This window comes from Aquimarina latercula DSM 2041 (assembly GCF_000430645.1).
GTDB classification, from domain to species: Bacteria; Bacteroidota; Bacteroidia; order Flavobacteriales; family Flavobacteriaceae; genus Aquimarina; species Aquimarina latercula.
In genome coordinates this window covers 321,807-336,699 of sequence record NZ_KE387185.1, presented here as the reverse complement: position 1 = coordinate 336,699, position 14,893 = coordinate 321,807, and the positions used below count along the sequence as shown (strand labels likewise).

Here is a 14,893-nt window from a genome sequence, read left to right as displayed (position 1 = left end):
TTAAATCCTTTTAAAAATAAACAATATCACTTAGAAATAGTTCCTATTTTTGCAGAAAGAAATTGATATGCTAGATGTACATAAGATACGTGAAGATTTTCCTATCCTGAAAAGAGAAGTAAACGGAAAACCCTTAGTATATTTTGATAATGCAGCCACATCACAAACTCCTCAAATTGTGATTGATGCTATTGTAGATTATTACAGTAATTACAATGCAAATATTCATCGTGGCGTACATACATTATCACAAGAAGCCACGGATGCATATGAGATTGCTCGTAAAAAAGTACAAAACCATTTTAACGCTGCACATCCTCATGAAATCATTCTAACATCTGGAACAACGCACAGTATTAATATTGTAGCTACTGGATTTACTAATCTACTTACCAAAGGAGATGAAATTATTGTTTCTGCTCTGGAGCATCACTCGAATATAGTTCCCTGGCAAATGCTTTGTGAAAGAACAGGAGCTGTTCTAAAAGTGATTCCAATGAATCAAGAAGGCGAATTGTTAATGGATGTTTACGATCAATTACTTTCTAACAAAACAAAACTTGTATTTACCAATCATATTTCTAACGCTTTAGGAACTATTAATCCTATAGAAGAAATCATAGAAAAAGCACATAAAGTAGGCGCAGCAGTATTAATAGATGGTGCGCAATCTTGCCCGCATATCAAGCCCGATGTTCAGGATCTTGATGTAGATTTTTATGTAGCTTCTGCTCATAAACTTTGTGGACCTACAGGCGTTGGATTGTTATACGGAAAAGAAGAATGGCTTACTAAATTACCTCCTTACCAAGGTGGAGGAGAAATGATTGATCAAGTTACATTTGAAAAAACTACCTATGCAGGTCTTCCTCATAAATTCGAAGCCGGAACACCAAATATTTGTGGTGGTATAGCTTTTGGCGTTGCTTTAGACTATATGAATAATATCGGTTTTGATAATATTGCCGAATATGAAAATGAATTATTAGCTTACGGAACTCAGAAACTTCTAGAAATAGAAGGGCTCAAAATTTATGGAACTTCTAAAAACAAAACATCCGTTATTTCCTTTAATATAGATGATATTCATCCATATGATATTGGATCCATTGTGGATAAACTAGGGGTAGCCGTTCGTACAGGTCATCATTGTGCACAACCTATCATGGATTTTTACAAAATACCAGGAACCATTCGAGCTTCTTTCTCTTTTTATAATACCAAAGAAGAAATTGATATTCTGGTAGCAGCAGTGAAAAAAGCAAAAATGATGTTGTCTTAAAAATTGACTTATTAAGTTAATACTATCTTATCATTAACCGAAAGTGTTGAATAGCAAGGATTCTTGTTGTATTTTTGTAAAAAATTGTAAGTATATGTCAATACAAAAACTTCAGGAAGAGATTGTTGATGAGTTTAGTATGTTTGATGATTGGATGCAACGCTATGAGTATATGATAGATCTAGGCAAATCGCTTCCATTGATTGAAGAAAAATATAAAATTGATGAAAACATCATAAAAGGCTGTCAGAGTAAGGTTTGGGTTCATGCAGAAATGAATGATGAAAAAATCGAATTTACTGCAGATAGCGATGCCATTATCACCAAAGGTATTATCGCAATTCTTATTAGAGTATTTTCTGGTCAGCACCCTAAAGATATTATAGAAGCCGATACTGCATTTATTGATGAAATTGGTTTAAAAGAGCATTTATCACCAACTAGAGCAAACGGATTGGTGAGCATGATCAAACAATTAAAAATGTATGCTATCGCATACCAAACACAACTAAATTAATTCGTCTTTTACCGTCAGGTTTAGCCTGTCGAAATCGACTAAAGATATACTATGAGTGATACTAATATAGATACCACAGAGCTTGGAGAAAAAATTGTAAGAGTACTTAAAACAATTTATGACCCAGAAATTCCTGTTGATATATACGAATTAGGATTAATATATGATGTTTTCGTAAATGAAGACTATGATGTTAAGATTCTTATGACATTAACCTCTCCTAACTGCCCAGTTGCAGAATCACTTCCTGAGGAAGTAAAAGAAAAAGTAAAATCATTAGACGCTGTTAATGATGTAGAACTAGAACTAACATTCGAACCTACTTGGACGCAAGATTTAATGAGTGAAGAAGCAAAATTAGAACTAGGCATGCTTTAAAAACAAATAACTTTTAACCCATGGCAGAAGAAATTATCAATAGAGTCGCTAACAACACTAAACTAATCACCATTGATTTGGAAGACTATTATCCAGAAGGTGATCGTTTCTTGTTTGATATAAAAGATTGGCTTTTTGAAGGTTTTATTCTCAAAGAAAAAGATTTTAGAGAAAGCGTATCTAATCATGATTGGAGTCAATATCAGAATAAATATGTTGCCTTACATTGTTCCACTGACGCCATCATTCCAGGTTGGGCTTATTTACTATTAACAACTAGGTTAATTCCATTTGCAAAAAAAGTCGTTGTTGGCTCATTAGAGAATCTAGAGACTATCCTTTTTACTCATATTATTAATGAACTTGATGTTTCAGAATATCAAGACAAATTACTAATCATTAAAGGTTGTTCTAATAAACCGGTTCCTGAGAGCGCATACATTGAACTTATTCAAAAATTACAACCAGTTGCCAAAAGTATCATGTATGGGGAAGCCTGTTCATCTGTACCCCTTTTTAAACGAAAATAATTCATTTCGTCGCTAAAATTGGTTGTTCATCGAAAATTATATATCCAATTGTATTGAATTAAATCGAAAAACGTTACTTCACTTATATTTGCCAACGCAAAATTTTGCATAAACCTTGAACTTGTTTTACAAAAGTTAATTCATAAATTTAGAATACTTTTGTTATATAACAATCTACTTAAAACTATTAATCATGAAAAAAATCGTATTCACATTTATCTTTCTATTAGCAGGTATCCAAATTGGTCTTGCACAAACAGAAGAAGAATTGAAAACAACATTATCAGCTAAAAAAGATTCTATTGCCGCTATCCAGGGAAGAGCTAATGCTATCCAAGCACAAATAGATGCTTTACCAGGATGGAAAATCGGAGCTTTTGGTACCATCGGAGGAAGCCTTTCTGGATTTAATAACTGGTTCTCGCAAGGAATTCCTAATAATGATGCAGGTACTATTGGTGTTACCGTAAATGCATACGCTAACTTATTACAAGATAAATATTTCTGGAGAAATAGCGCTAACGTTAATCTTGCTTGGGTAAAATTAGATGATAGAGATGATCCAACTGACGATGATAGCTTTAGAGAATCAACCGATGTATTTAATATTTCTTCTTTATTTGGATATAAATTAACAGAAACTCTTGCAGTTTCTACTTTAGGAGAATACAGAACTACAGTTTTAAATAATTTTAATGACCCTGGATATTTAGATCTTGGTGTCGGTATCACTTGGACTCCTATTAGTAATTTAATTGTTGTTGTACATCCTTTAAACTATAACTTTGTGTTTAGTAAAGGTGCAGCAGAATATGAGTCTTCTCTTGGTGCAAAAATAGTTGCTGATTATACTCGTAAGATAGGAGCAATTAATTTTAAAACTAACCTATCCGCTTTCTTAAGTTATGAAGATGGAGATTACTCTAACTGGACTTGGACCAATTCTTTTTCTTATACTTTATGGAAATCTATTGGTGTAGGATTTGATTTTGGTCTTAGAGGAAACAAACAAGAAGCATTTAATTATGCTTTAGGACAAGCAGCTTTAGCTGTTCCTCCTCCAACTGTTACTCCTACTTTAGAAAATACTGATAACGAATTACAATCTTTCTGGAATCTTGGATTGAGTTACTCTTTCTAGAGTAAATAAAAATATATTCACAAAAAAGGATCATCTATTACTAGATGATCCTTTTTTGTGAATATATTTTTATTTGCATCTCTAGACAATTGTATAATATAACTGAGTAAATAATTTCCAATTCCTTTTCCTTGATATTTCGGTAGTATTTGAAACTGAAGAATTTCTATACTATTATTTGTTTCGATGTATTTAAGCACACCTACTCTTGCTTCATTTAGACATATTACATGTGAACTATCAAAATGAAATTTCACTCTAGATACATGTCCATCTTCTGATAAAAACACTCCTGCTTTTTCTAAATGTTCAATCATTGTTTGCTTTCTTAATTGCAACAAAAAAGCAATATCTACGTCTTTAGCTTTGATAAGTTTTATGTTCATCTTAGTAGATTACTATAATTTTTTAAATAAATATACTAATCTAAATAAATAATAGTTTTTTAATCATAACAATCACCATTACGAAATACGTTTTTTAATTCAAATTATTCATATTTGAATAAGCTATATGCATAAAGTATATTTGTGCCCATTTATATGTATACCATGCGAAGGATTGTTTTATTTATTTTTTTGTTTGTTTCTCTTTCCAATATCAGTGGACAAGAGAAGAAAGAAATAAAACAACTGGATTCTATCCAGGTTCGTTTGACCAGGTCGTTAGACAGTTTACTCCAAAACACTACTAAAGAACTTAATATTATTGTTTTAAACAATCTCTTAAAAAAATTAAACCCTAAGCCTGTCAAAAAACCACATGTGGGATGGAAATCATTTGGTAAATTTTCATTTTTCTTTAATCAATCTGCCTTTAATTTTGATTGGCAAGGAGGTGGAACTTCTAATATTGCAGGTAATACTGCTCTAAATTATGAATTCAATTACAAAAAAAACAGCCTTACTTGGGACAACAAAATTTTAGCGGATTATGGTCTTACATTTCTAAAAGGAGAAAATTTTGCTCGAAAAACGAATGATAGAATAGAACTAAACTCACGATTAGGGCAAAGAATTGGAGAGACCAACTGGAACTATTCTTTATTTATTAATTTTAGATCTCAATTTGCAAAAGGATATAGTTTTACCAAAGATCCTGATACTGACGAAACCATACGTACTGAAGAAACTCATTTCTTTTCTCCAGCTTTTATACAGATTGGTCCTGGATTACTTTGGAAAAAGAGTGATGATTTTAACTTTAATATTGCTCCTGTTACTTCTCGTATGATTTTTGTAGATGATCAATTTACAACTACTCCTGATTACGTAGATGGTGATTATTTTGGAGTAGATGCAGGCAAAAGTTCCAGATTTGAATTTGGTGGATCCTTGGCTGCTTACGCTAAATTTAAGGTCATTAAAAATGTAACTGTAGAAAACATTCTTAATCTGTATTCTAATTACATCGAAGACCCTTATAATGTAGATATTGATTATACACTAAACTTAAACTTAGTAGTCAACAAATACATATCTGGGAGCTTCGCTTTTCAAGCAATATACGATGATAATGCTACAAGCGGATTCCAGATACGCGAAGTGATTGGATTAGGGCTTAATTATGAGTTTTAATTAACTAATGCTACTCCTCCACAAATTCAGGATACAAAAAGTTATTATAAGGAAAACGAGTTACATGTATATCTCTCACCTCTTTATATACTCTTTTTCTAAAAGTATCTATGTTCTCTTTATTAATTGCAGATATAAACAAAGCGTTATCTCCTATCCTACTCATCCAGGTTTGTTTCCATTCATCTAACGTATAGTGAATTTCTGTTTTTTCTGTAGTTAAGTCATCTTCATCAATGGTTTCGTGTTCATAAGCATCAATCTTATTAAAAACCATAATTACTGGTTTATCAACACTATCAATTTCTTCTAAAATCCTGCTTACAGAATCTATATGATCCTCGAATTGAGGATGTGATATATCTACCACGTGAAGCAACAAATCAGCTTCTCTAACCTCATCTAATGTACTTTTGAAGCTTTCCACCAATTGGGTCGGTAATTTTCTGATAAAACCTACTGTATCACTTAATAAAAATGGAAGATTGCCAATAACAACCTTTCTTACTGTAGTGTCTAGGGTTGCAAAAAGTTTATTCTCTGCAAAAACATCACTTTTAGCAATCACGTTCATCAAGGTAGACTTACCCACATTGGTATACCCAACTAAAGCTACCCTAACCATCTTACCACGATTACCGCGTTGCGTAGCCATTTGTTTATCAATTGTAAGTAGCTTTTTCTTTAATAAAGAAATACGATCTCTTACAATCCTTCTATCTGTTTCTATCTCAGTTTCACCAGGTCCTCGCATTCCAATACCTCCTCGCTGGCGCTCTAAGTGTGTCCATAAACCCGTTAATCTAGGTAATAGATATTGATACTGAGCAAGTTCTACTTGAGTTCTGGCATAACTAGTTTGCGCACGTTGCGCAAAAATATCAAGAATCAAATTAGTACGATCTATGATTTTTGCCTTTAAAATTCGTTCTATATTACGTTGCTGAGCTGGTGTAAGCTCATCATCAAAAACTACGGTCCCTATATCATGTTGTTCTACATATGCCAATACCTCTTCCATCTTACCAGAACCTATAAAGGTTTTAGAATTGGGTATATCCATTTTTTGGGTAAAACGTTTTACCACCTCACCACCTGCTGTATATGTTAGAAATTCTAATTCATCCAAAAACTCAGTTAACTTATCTTCATTCTGATTTTTGGTGATTATTCCTATTAAAATTGCTTTTTCGTATACTGTTTTTTCCTTTTCTATCATCCGCGCCTATTTATCTAGCGATATTCTTCTATTCTTTATTTCTATAATTAATATACAAAGGTACAATATTGTATGCATTTGAATTTGTACATTAGGCGTTTACAATAAATTTTTAATTGCATGTCTTCAAAGCTTTATTTTAAAAAGAAACATACAAATCTACATACAATTGCTTTTTACAACTTAGAAAACTTATTTGACACGAAAGATGATCCTAATACGTTGGATAATGATTTTTTACCAGACTCAGAAAAGAAATGGAATAAAAAAAGATATCAAAAAAAGTTGTTCAAACTAGGAACTGCTATTTCTAATATTGGATTTCCAAAAACTGGAAAAGCTCCGGTTATTTTAGGTGTTGCAGAAGTCGAAAATAAAGCCGTTTTAGAAGATCTTGCAAGAACTAAACACCTAATCAATAAAAACTATGGTGTAATACATTACGAGTCTCCTGATGAACGAGGAATCGATGTTGGATTTCTATACCAAAAAGAAATTTTTACAGTTACTTATTCCGAAAGTATTCAAGTCTTGGTGAATAATGAATTCGGTGAAAGAGATTTTACCCGTGATATTCTATGGGTAACGGGAACTTTGCATACCGAAAAAATTCACATATTGGTTAATCATTGGCCTTCTAGAAGAGATGGAGCAGAACTTACCTCTTATAAGCGTATAGCTGCAGCTGATAAAAATCGAGAAATAATAAATCAAATTACAGAAGAAGATCCCGAAGCAAAAATTATCGTTATGGGTGATTTTAATGACGACCCTGATAGTGAAAGTGTAAAAAAACATCTAGTATTACAGGATCTTTATAATCCAATGGAGCGTCTACACACAAGACATCGTGGTACCTTAACTTATAAACGTCAATGGAATTTATTTGATCAAATCATTTTTAGTAATAACTTCCATAGGTATGAAGAAAATACTCATAGCTTTTCTGAAGCCAATATTTTTGATGATAGTTTTCTAAAAATCTATAAAGGGAGATATAAAGGAAATCCATATAGAACCTACGCGGGAAGAAAATATAAAGGAGGTTATAGCGATCACTTTCCTGTATATATATGCCTAAAACATAATACGTAATTCCCACAACAAAAAAACCCATAAATACCTTTATACCATAACGTGAAATCACCTTATGGTAAAGGGTTATATAACCCTTTTTTTAATGGGAACTAACCCTTAACCAAACCGCAACCAACTGTTTTTCAGTAAATTAATTTGCGGAAAATTCCGCTAAATTAATTTTTGTTTTTGTCAGTCATTACCCCCGACATACTTTTGACTCAGGATTTATAATTCTAATCTCACTAATTACGATAAACTAAATTATAAAGATCAACCATCTATTGGATTAGAAACACCAAAGGCGCCAAGAATAGTTTCTAAAAAAATAATTTATTAATCCTATACAGTGAAGAAAAAGGATTTATTGTATCCAAAAAACTAAACAAATCAATTTAATTATTCTTAAAAACCAAACAAATGAAGAAATTATTTTATGCATTACCAATCATAGGGTTATTATTTTTTATTTCCTGCGATAGAGATGAGTCAAATGAAATCATGGAAGAATCAGCTTTAGAAACCGAATTTTCTTTAAATAGCGTTTATGATTTTCATAAAGATGTTACTGTGACATCAGAAGAGGGTAGTACAGGAATTATAAGAATTCATGCGAATAATGAAACAGCATTAATCAACTATTCTAGTATAAACCTTAGTCTAATGGAAATCAATGCTAATGAAACTTTAAAACAAAGTTTAGTTCGTCATAATAAAATGGATCTAACTCAGCCAGATGTGGATCAAGAAACTGATGATCAAAAAAATGTCTCTTATGAAGAATCCGGTAATGATATTGCTTTTGAGTTAATACAACTTACTAGAGCGAATCCAACCTCGAAATACGCAATTAACTTTAATCATCCACAAACCAACACTTCAAAAGCTAGCTGGCAATATTATACCCACTATAGCTCTGTTGGAGAGTCACAGATTGCAGAAATTGCAAGACATTCTGTTTGGAGAAGAGTTTATTATGGTCTTAAATACAAAGCTTACAGCGGAAGTAGTTGGGCTACGATTCAAAATGAGTGGAAAAAAATAAACAACAATCAGAGTTTTTCACATACAAAGAATCCTTGTTACCAATTTAGAATGCGAGTAAAAACAAAAAAGAATAGCGCTTACTCGGTTACTTTCGACTATTAATAATATACTCTAAAACCAATAAAAAAAGCTCTCTAAAGAATTTTTAGAGAGCTTTTGCTATTATAAAATACAGAAGTTCTTAGTTTCCTGAAATCTCTATATTATCAATATGATATCTAGTAGTTGGTCCTGGATCTGCACCTGCGTAACGGAACGCTATTCTTACATTACCCTCAACACAAGAAATATTAATTGGTCCTACTCCTTCAAAACTTCCAAATGTTCCACTTGGTCCTGTTGGAATAGAAGCATCTAATTGTGACCATTCTGTAGTTGTTACATCACCTGTAAAGTTATCTGTAATAAAAGCAGTAAGGATATTTCCATTGTCAAAATTAGCCTGAATATCAAAAGATAATTCTTCTGCTGTAGAAGCAGTTAAATCGATTTCTGGTGTTACTAACCAAACCTCAAATGGATTTTCTCCAGAACTAAACCCAGTAATCTGTGCATATTGATTACCACTAAAGCTTCCTACTACATAATCTAAAGTTCCACCTGTAGTATTTACATTTAACCATCCAGAATTTTCTAGATCACTAATACTTACTCCTGTAAAATCTTCAGTAAAAATTACATTTGCTCCTCCACTAGTTCCAGTACATTCTAATACGTCAGGATCACATCGGTTTTCATTGTCAAAAACTAATCCTGTAGGGTCATTCAACACTAAGTTAAAAGTATCTCCGAAGAAATTTTTAGTTAAAACACCTTCAAAACTTCCTTGTTGAGTTGGTAAGGTTAATGATTTAAAATCAGCAAAAGTACTTGTGCTTAAAACTGCTGTAGCTCCATTATCACAACTTTCTATATTTCTCTCTCCATCAAAATCATCACTTGGTTCTCCTGCAAACGTAAGAGGGTCATCTCCTAAAACATCATTTCTATTAAACTGTAAATTATTAATCTTAACATATAGGTTAGTAAGATCATCAGAAAAATCTTCGAAAGTAATCTCTAAAGGGGTAATTTCAGACATCTCTGCTGATCTTAAAATTACATCTTCCTGAGAAAAAGAAGGTATTTGATCTACCTCATCACTAGAAAGTACTCCAAGAGTTGCTACTCCATTTTCTGTACCTATTGATAAACCTTCTAAGTCAATATATACTTTACGACCAAACTCATAACTTGTAAATAAAGGGTTTACATCTATTAATACTCTTAACCCTGCTGTTGGAGTAGTTGGTGAATTCTGAATAACTAACTCTTCAAAAAAGTTACCCGCTTTATCACTTGATACTACATATCCTTCTAAATACTGATTTTCGACTTCAAAGGTAACTTTGGCTTCTGGCCCATCATCATTTTGCGCTTGTGCTAAATCTCCTAAAATACCACCTATTTGAACAAATGTACTATTTGCAGGAAATGTTGGTTCCTCTATGACCAATCCCGGAGTATTAAAATCATCATCTTGTACACAAGCAGTAAACGTAACCGCCAAAACCAAAATGCTTATTAGTTTCTTTAAATTATTTGAATTCATTTTATAATATTTTTTTGTTGTGTTCATCATTAAAATCTTACGTATACATTAAGGTAATACGAAGTACCAAATCCATAAAAGTATCTAGGTCCAAAAACAGGAGTTTCTCTCTGAGATTCTTCTACAGCCAATCTATAATTTGCATTTCTAGCTTGCTCAAAACCACCTGTTCTGTATTGCTTATCAAAAATGTTATTAATCGTTGCAAAGAACCCTATGTAATAATCTTTTACTCTCCAAGACTTACCTCCTACTGCATTAACTAATATATAATCATCAAACTGCTCTTGTCTTAATAAATCTCTTGCAATACTATCATCATAGTCATTAAATGGTAATCCATCCACATCTTGATTAAAGTTTGATGTTCTTGCAAAAGGGCTAACATCTATATAAGCATTAGAAAAGTAATTAGCTGTAGTACCAAACCACCAGAAATTAGGATCTCTATACTCAAAACCTAATTGTGCTGCATTCTGTGGACCACCAGCAATACGATAATCTTTTAACGCTGATTTACCCTCGTAACGTGTACCATTCAACCCTTCGGTGATTGACTCTCCTAAAAATGAACTACTGGTACTTGCTAAAAATAAGTCAGGATTATTAGCATAAGTAAATTGACCTATTGCCGCAGCTCCTTTTAATTTAATCGTTGGTGTTATTTGATATTCTATTCCTAATTCTGCTCCAAAGTGTTGTTTATCTATTCCTGTAAGAATCTCCTGAACAAAACCTACATCAGAACCAGAAATTGCTTGAGTAAAAAAGAAAGATATATCAGTAGCATCTTCTATTTTAGTATAATATCCTGTCAATCTTGCTTTCAATTTAGGAGTTCTTAAGATATAACCAACATCAATAGATTGTACCTTTTCACTTTCCTGTGTTCCTGCAATAGATTCTTCTGCCTCTATTAATTGCGCAATTGTTCTATTGTTTTGTCTTGAATTAGCAAAAGAGTTACGAATGGTTGGAGCTTTTGTAAAATAAGTTCCGTGAACATCTATTAGATTTCGTCCATTAATTTTATAAGTAAAACCTCCTTTAGCACCATAATTAGTGAAATCTAATTTGTCACTTTTTCCGAAAGAACCTAAACGCCCTTCGCCAGGAAAATATCCATTTTCAAACAACCCTGTTCTCTGGTAAGTAGTTTGAGAAATATTTCCTCCTAAAAAGAAATCGATTTTATTAGTTTTAAACTGAGCCTGCGCAAAACCGCTTACAACATCTGCATCAATCTCATAATTATAATCATACCTATCACCTACACCAACTGTACGGTTACGATTACGTAAATCACTTTGTGCTCTATCCGCCAATTCTTCTGGTGTAAAACCAAGATCTATCGGAACATCATTATCAATATTTGTCCCAAAAGAATCTACATCTAAAAATGTCGTTCCTCCTAATAGGTCAAGAACTTCGGCAAAGTTTTCACTCTTTAAGGTTCTATAATTAATAGCTCCATTTATACTTATATTGTCTGTAATTTGACTATTTAAAATAGAATTGAAACTCCATTGTGTATCGTCAATTCTATCTTCGTATAAAATATAAGTAGCATTAAGTCCTTGTTGCGCATTTAATTGATTTGCTTCTATTAACTGATTCCAATTTAACTGCCCATCTCTTACAAATGCTTGCTGTGCTAAGAAAGCATTTTGAAAATCAAGTGGTGTCGGATTTGGATCACTCAAGAAAGAACTAGGTAAGTAACTTTGATGAATTGGATTCGTATCTCTACTAGCTCCAGCTCCTGTATATGTTTCCTGTCCATTAAAATTAACCAAGTCGGTTCCTCCATTGTCCAAACGGCTATTTCCTATTTTACCTGTTTGGTACCCTACATTGGTGTTCAAAGTAGTTTTATCAGTGATATTCCAGTAATGATTTAACATAAATACTGGTTCCTCGATTTCACGTACTCTGGAGTTCTTCTTTTCTCCATCAAAATACCCCCAATTTGGGTTATATTGTCTTCCTTTTAACCTAAATACTTCTTCAGTTATTGCAGTAGACCTTCCTCTTCGATTAGGTGTATAAAAACTGGTAAGGTTTATACTATGTTTATTATTAATCTTTTTCTCAACAGAAGCAAAGATAGAATTCGCATCATACAAAGTTCCTTCAATATAGCCTTCATTACCCATTCTACGCGCTAATGAAACCGTATATGCCCAACCATTACTCATTAATCCAGAGCTATAACTAGCCATCATTCTACCAGTATAACTTCTGTTAGAAGCGGCATAAGATATTCTACCTCCCTGACGATATTGAGAAGCTCTCATAATAATATTTGTTGCTCCAGCAAGATCTCCAAATGTATAGTCGTTAGCAGAAATTCCCATAGAAAACTCCTGATTACGCTGTACATCATTCAATCCACCCCAATTACCCCATTGAGGTCTACCATCGTTAAGTTTATTCATCTCAATCCCATTTATAAGGACTTTTGCGTTTTCATTTCCAAGACCTCTTGGGCGAAAAAATGTAGCACTAAAATCAAATGCTGCTGCACTAAGAAATACATCTCTTGATGCTTGTAATAAACCTGATACATTCGCAGACGCATCATCATCGCCTTCATCTAGTTCATTATCCGTAAGGCTAATGGTACCTATTTGGATTTGTTCTTGATTTACATCATAATCTAGATCTATCGTTTTTAGATCTAAAACACTGCCTTCATTAATAACAATAGGATAACGTTTTGTGATATATCCATTTTTAGATAAAACCGCAATTTGTTCTCCCAAAGGTAATTGAACACTCCCAAAATTAAACTCTCCTGAAATATCAGTCATAGTAGAAACCTCTGTTCCTTCAATAATAACTAACACTTCCGAAAGATTTTCATTTGAAGATGCGTCAACAATTTTACCTTTCAATCCTGTTTGTTGTCCATAAGACATCCCAACAGAACTTAAAAAAATCATTAAAAAGAAAAGATTCTTTTTGAGTTGTGACACTTTCATTAATAGTTGTTTTAGTTAAAAAATTAACATTTCTGCCGCGCAAAAGTACATGTTTTAAATAGAAAAGCTAATTTTGGCTTAAAATTTGGATTACATTTTACAATAAGTTAATAATCAATTAGATAATGAAATTAAAATATTTGCTTACCATAACATTCTTATTATGTCCTTTGCTTGTTATTTTTTGTCAAGAAAAGAAAACGTACAAAGTTAACACAATTGCTTTTTATAATGTTGAAAATCTTTTTGATACCGAAGATGATCCTATAACCTATGACGATGATAGAACACCTAATGGAAAAGATCATTGGACTGAAGACATCTATAAAGATAAGCTAAAAAATATGGCTAAGGTAATTTCTGAAATAGGTGCCGATGTAACAAAAAATGCACCTGTAATTTTAGGAGTAGCAGAAATAGAAAACAGAAAGGTACTTGAAGACTTAGCTAATGAACCTGTGCTTTTACCAAAAGATTATGGTATTGTTCAGTTTGATTCTCCAGATCGAAGAGGTATAGATGTTGCGCTATTATATCAAAAAGCATTATTTAGACCAATCAATACCAGTAAACACGAGTTATTGATCTATAGCTCAAATGATCCTACTAAAAGAGTATATACCAGAGATCAATTATTAGTTAGTGGATACCTTGATGGGGATTTAATACATGTTATTGTAAATCATTGGCCATCAAGAAGTGGAGGTGAAGCTAGAAGCCGACGTAAAAGAGAAAAGGCTGCTGAATTAAATAAGAAAATTATTGATTCACTTTTTGATATAGATCCTTATGCCAAAGTTATAACTATGGGAGATCTTAATGATGATCCTGATAACTCTAGTGTAAAAAAAGTACTGGCAGCTAAAGCCGAAAAAGAGGATGTGAAACTAAAAGGATTATATAATCCAATGTATAACATGTCTAAAAAGGGAATAGGATCTCTTGCTTGGAGAGATAGTTGGAATTTATTTGATCAAATTATTATATCTAAGGGATTACTTGATAAAGATTATAGTTCCTATAAATACTATAAAGCAGGAGTTTATAATAAAAACTATCTGGCTAATCCAAGAGGTAGGTATAAAGGATATCCGTATCGAAGTTTTGCAAACGGAGCATATACTGGAGGTTATAGTGACCACTTTCCTGTTTATGTGTATCTCATAAAGGAAAACAATAAATAACGATTATAAAAAAAGAGGCTATTAAGCCTCTTTTTTTTTATAACTCTTTTAATACTAGTCGTTATCTAGAGTAGAACAATCTGGTAAATCAGCTAAAATTCCATCGAAAGCATCATCTCCACATTCGTTACTTTTATAAGATTCGATTGCAGTTCTTGCAGCTTCACATAAAGATGTAGAAGATGTATTAGCTTCATAGGCATCAATAGAAACTTGTACTGTAGCACGCAAACTATCTCTAGCTGCATCACAAGCAAAATCTACTACATCATCTTCTCCACAAGAAGTTAATCCTAAAGCCATTCCAAAAACGGCAACAAACATAAGTTTTTTCATAATTTGGGTTTTAAAAATTTAAATTTTAAA

At 32.4% G+C, this 14,893-nt stretch carries 14 protein-coding genes; 9 read left to right on the top strand and 5 right to left on the bottom strand.

Going from position 1 to position 14,893, the window contains the following annotated elements; translation table 11 throughout:
- Positions 1-67: 67 nt before the first annotated feature.
- The 5 genes from H526_RS0119375 to H526_RS0119355 all read left to right on the top strand — a co-directional run bounded on the left by H526_RS0119375 (position 68) and on the right by H526_RS0119355 (position 3,848).
- Positions 68-1,282: an aminotransferase class V-fold PLP-dependent enzyme gene (locus tag H526_RS0119375; protein ID WP_027394536.1), complete on the top strand. Its 1,215-nt coding sequence runs from the start codon at positions 68-70 to the stop codon at positions 1,280-1,282.
- Positions 1,283-1,376: 94 nt separating this feature from the next.
- Entirely contained in the window at positions 1,377-1,799 is a 423-nt protein-coding gene (locus H526_RS0119370) for a SufE family protein (RefSeq protein ID WP_027394535.1), read from the top strand.
- 51 nt (positions 1,800-1,850) lie between these two features.
- Entirely contained in the window at positions 1,851-2,177 is a 327-nt protein-coding gene (locus tag H526_RS0119365) for a DUF59 domain-containing protein (RefSeq protein WP_027394534.1), read from the top strand.
- A gap of 20 nt (positions 2,178-2,197) precedes the next feature.
- On the top strand, positions 2,198-2,707 hold the full coding sequence (locus H526_RS0119360; RefSeq protein ID WP_027394533.1) for a DUF2480 family protein: 510 nt from the start codon (positions 2,198-2,200) through the stop codon (positions 2,705-2,707).
- Positions 2,708-2,900: 193 nt separating this feature from the next.
- A complete protein-coding gene (locus H526_RS0119355) occupies positions 2,901-3,848 on the top strand; it encodes a DUF3078 domain-containing protein (protein ID WP_027394532.1) in 948 nt (315 codons plus the stop codon).
- A gap of 17 nt (positions 3,849-3,865) precedes the next feature.
- Here the strand turns inward: H526_RS0119355 and H526_RS29600 are convergent, their stop codons facing one another.
- A complete protein-coding gene (locus tag H526_RS29600; protein ID WP_051336239.1) occupies positions 3,866-4,234 on the bottom strand; it encodes a GNAT family N-acetyltransferase in 369 nt (122 codons plus the stop codon).
- 165 nt (positions 4,235-4,399) lie between these two features.
- On the opposite strand from H526_RS29600, the gene H526_RS0119345 reads away from it, so the two are divergent.
- Positions 4,400-5,425 carry a DUF3078 domain-containing protein gene (locus H526_RS0119345; protein WP_081415685.1) on the top strand — a complete coding sequence of 342 codons (1,026 nt, stop codon included), beginning with the start codon at positions 4,400-4,402 and terminating at the stop codon, positions 5,423-5,425.
- A 10-nt stretch (positions 5,426-5,435) separates the two neighbouring features.
- Here H526_RS0119345 and hflX read toward each other — a convergent pair whose 3' ends face one another.
- Entirely contained in the window at positions 5,436-6,644 is a 1,209-nt protein-coding gene (gene hflX, locus H526_RS0119340; RefSeq protein WP_027394530.1) for a GTPase HflX, read from the bottom strand.
- A 120-nt stretch (positions 6,645-6,764) separates the two neighbouring features.
- Here hflX and H526_RS0119335 point away from each other — a divergent pair, with 120 nt between their 5' ends.
- Together H526_RS0119335 and H526_RS0119330 are read left to right on the top strand one after the other, a co-directional pair.
- Positions 6,765-7,739: an endonuclease/exonuclease/phosphatase family protein gene (locus H526_RS0119335; RefSeq protein WP_027394529.1), complete on the top strand. Its 975-nt coding sequence runs from the start codon at positions 6,765-6,767 to the stop codon at positions 7,737-7,739.
- A 402-nt stretch (positions 7,740-8,141) separates the two neighbouring features.
- Positions 8,142-8,870, top strand: coding sequence for a hypothetical protein (locus H526_RS0119330; RefSeq protein WP_027394528.1), 729 nt, complete (start codon positions 8,142-8,144; stop codon positions 8,868-8,870).
- Between the two features lie 79 nt (positions 8,871-8,949).
- Here the strand turns inward: H526_RS0119330 and H526_RS0119325 are convergent, their stop codons facing one another.
- Positions 8,950-10,359, bottom strand: a complete 1,410-nt coding sequence (locus H526_RS0119325) for a DUF5689 domain-containing protein (protein ID WP_027394527.1) — start codon at positions 10,357-10,359, stop codon at positions 8,950-8,952.
- A gap of 29 nt (positions 10,360-10,388) precedes the next feature.
- Positions 10,389-13,343, bottom strand: coding sequence for a TonB-dependent receptor (locus H526_RS0119320; RefSeq protein ID WP_035086072.1), 2,955 nt, complete (start codon positions 13,341-13,343; stop codon positions 10,389-10,391).
- A gap of 125 nt (positions 13,344-13,468) precedes the next feature.
- Between H526_RS0119320 and H526_RS0119315 the strand changes: the two genes are divergently transcribed.
- Positions 13,469-14,527, top strand: coding sequence for an endonuclease/exonuclease/phosphatase family protein (locus H526_RS0119315; protein WP_027394525.1), 1,059 nt, complete (start codon positions 13,469-13,471; stop codon positions 14,525-14,527).
- 54 nt (positions 14,528-14,581) lie between these two features.
- On the opposite strand, the gene H526_RS0119310 is transcribed toward H526_RS0119315, so the two are convergent.
- Positions 14,582-14,863 (bottom strand): hypothetical protein, encoded by a 282-nt coding sequence (locus H526_RS0119310; protein WP_027394524.1) that lies wholly within the window; start codon positions 14,861-14,863, stop codon positions 14,582-14,584.
- Positions 14,864-14,893: the final 30 nt, after the last annotated feature.

Bases quoted from the DNA above. Each gene is read 5' to 3' on its own strand.
- H526_RS29600 (WP_051336239.1), bottom strand. From the start codon at position 4,234: ATGAACATAAAACTTATCAAAGCTAAAGACGTAGATATTGCTTTTTTG.
- H526_RS0119375 (WP_027394536.1), top strand. From the start codon at position 68: ATGCTAGATGTACATAAGATACGTGAAGATTTTCCTATCCTGAAAAGA.
- H526_RS0119360 (WP_027394533.1), top strand. From the start codon at position 2,198: ATGGCAGAAGAAATTATCAATAGAGTCGCTAACAACACTAAACTAATC.
- H526_RS0119365 (WP_027394534.1), top strand. From the start codon at position 1,851: ATGAGTGATACTAATATAGATACCACAGAGCTTGGAGAAAAAATTGTA.
- H526_RS0119330 (WP_027394528.1), top strand. From the start codon at position 8,142: ATGAAGAAATTATTTTATGCATTACCAATCATAGGGTTATTATTTTTT.
- H526_RS0119345 (WP_081415685.1), top strand. From the start codon at position 4,400: ATGCGAAGGATTGTTTTATTTATTTTTTTGTTTGTTTCTCTTTCCAAT.
- H526_RS0119310 (WP_027394524.1), bottom strand. From the start codon at position 14,863: ATGAAAAAACTTATGTTTGTTGCCGTTTTTGGAATGGCTTTAGGATTA.
- H526_RS0119320 (WP_035086072.1), bottom strand. From the start codon at position 13,343: ATGAAAGTGTCACAACTCAAAAAGAATCTTTTCTTTTTAATGATTTTT.
- H526_RS0119370 (WP_027394535.1), top strand. From the start codon at position 1,377: ATGTCAATACAAAAACTTCAGGAAGAGATTGTTGATGAGTTTAGTATG.
- H526_RS0119315 (WP_027394525.1), top strand. From the start codon at position 13,469: ATGAAATTAAAATATTTGCTTACCATAACATTCTTATTATGTCCTTTG.
- H526_RS0119355 (WP_027394532.1), top strand. From the start codon at position 2,901: ATGAAAAAAATCGTATTCACATTTATCTTTCTATTAGCAGGTATCCAA.
- H526_RS0119325 (WP_027394527.1), bottom strand. From the start codon at position 10,359: ATGAATTCAAATAATTTAAAGAAACTAATAAGCATTTTGGTTTTGGCG.
- H526_RS0119335 (WP_027394529.1), top strand. From the start codon at position 6,765: ATGTCTTCAAAGCTTTATTTTAAAAAGAAACATACAAATCTACATACA.
- hflX (WP_027394530.1), bottom strand. From the start codon at position 6,644: ATGATAGAAAAGGAAAAAACAGTATACGAAAAAGCAATTTTAATAGGA.